Consider the following 1,327-nt stretch of genomic DNA (forward strand, 5'->3'; position numbering starts at 1 on the left):
TGTGAACCGCCCCGGGTTCTGTGGAGACCTCAACTGTTGGCTCCAACCACCTCGCGGGGCTGGGGTTGAGCGTAGAACATCGATTCGTATTCGGTGGGTGGCACGTGGCCGGTGGCTGAGTGCAGGCGCTGGTTGTTGTACCAGTCGACCCACTCTGCGGTGGCCAGTTCGACCTGGGCCAGGCTGCGCCACGGCCGGCGGGGTTTGATCAGCTCGGTCTTGTAGAGGCCGATGGTGGATTCCATCAGCGCGTTGTCGAGGGCGTCGCCGACGCTGCCGATGGAGGCGTCGATACCGGCGTCGAGCAGGTGGGTGGTGAACCGGAACGACGTGTACTGACTGCCCGCATCGCTGTGATGTATCAGGCCCGCCCCGACCGGCCGTCCGGCGCGGTCGCGGCGCCACAGCCCCATGTCCAGGGCGGCCAGGACCAGCGGGGTGCGCTTGTTAGTCGCCGCGGACCAGCCCACGATCGCCCGGGAGTACACGTCGACGACGAACGCGACGTAGACCACGCCCGACCAGGTCGCGACGTGCGTGAAGTCCGCGACCCAGCACCTGTTCGGCCGGGCTGCGGTGAAGTCCCGGTGGAGCAGATCAGCGGCCCGCTGATGCCCAGGGTCCGACATGGTGGTGCGGATCTTCTTGCCGCGGACGACGCCGGCCAGGCCAGCATCACGCATCAACCGTTCGACCGTGCACCGAGCCGTCGCGTGACCTTGGCGGTGCAGTTCGTGCCAGACCTTGCGGGCTCCGTATACGCCGTAGTTCGCGGCGTGGATCCCACGGACGAGTTCCGTCAGCCGCGCATCGCGCACCTGCCGCTTCGACGGCGGACGCTTCTTGGCTGCCCAGTAGCCGCTCGGGGTGATCTGCAGCCCGTGCTGGCGCAGCACGCGGCAGATCGGCTCGACTCCGCCGAAGCGGCCCCGATGGGCGTCGACGAATCTCACCAGCGTGTCGTAGGCCGGTCGAGCTCGGCCGCGAAGAAAGCCGACGCGGCCTTCAAGATCTCATTCGCCCGCCGCAGCTCGGCGTTCTCCCGCCGCAGCCGCTTCAGCTCCGCCGACTCCTCCGTCGTGACCCCGGGCCGTTGCCCGTCGTTGACCTGCGCCTGACGGACCCACTTGCGCAGCGTCTCGGCCGTGCCGATCCCGAGCCGGGCCGCCACGGCGGTGATGGCCGCCCAGTCCGACTCGTAGTTCGGCCGCACCTCCACGACCATCCGCACCGCCCGCTCACGCAACTCCTGCGGATACGGCTTCGTTCCTGCCATCTCTCGATCCTTCCCAAGCCGGGAAGTCTCTACAAGATCCGGGGCGGTTCA

At 68.3% G+C, this 1,327-nt stretch carries 1 protein-coding gene; it reads right to left on the reverse strand.

The window, feature by feature from the left end; genetic code table 11:
* Positions 1 to 29: 29 nt before the first annotated feature.
* Positions 30 to 1,276 (reverse strand): IS3 family transposase gene (locus ACWEVO_RS36570; protein ID WP_452311958.1). Its coding sequence is split into 2 segments (ribosomal slippage): positions 30 to 994 and positions 994 to 1,276, totalling 1,248 coding nucleotides; the frame shifts between segments, so codons are not numbered across the junction.
* Positions 1,277 to 1,327: the final 51 nt, after the last annotated feature.

Source organism: Micromonospora sp. NPDC003776 (assembly GCF_053605645.1).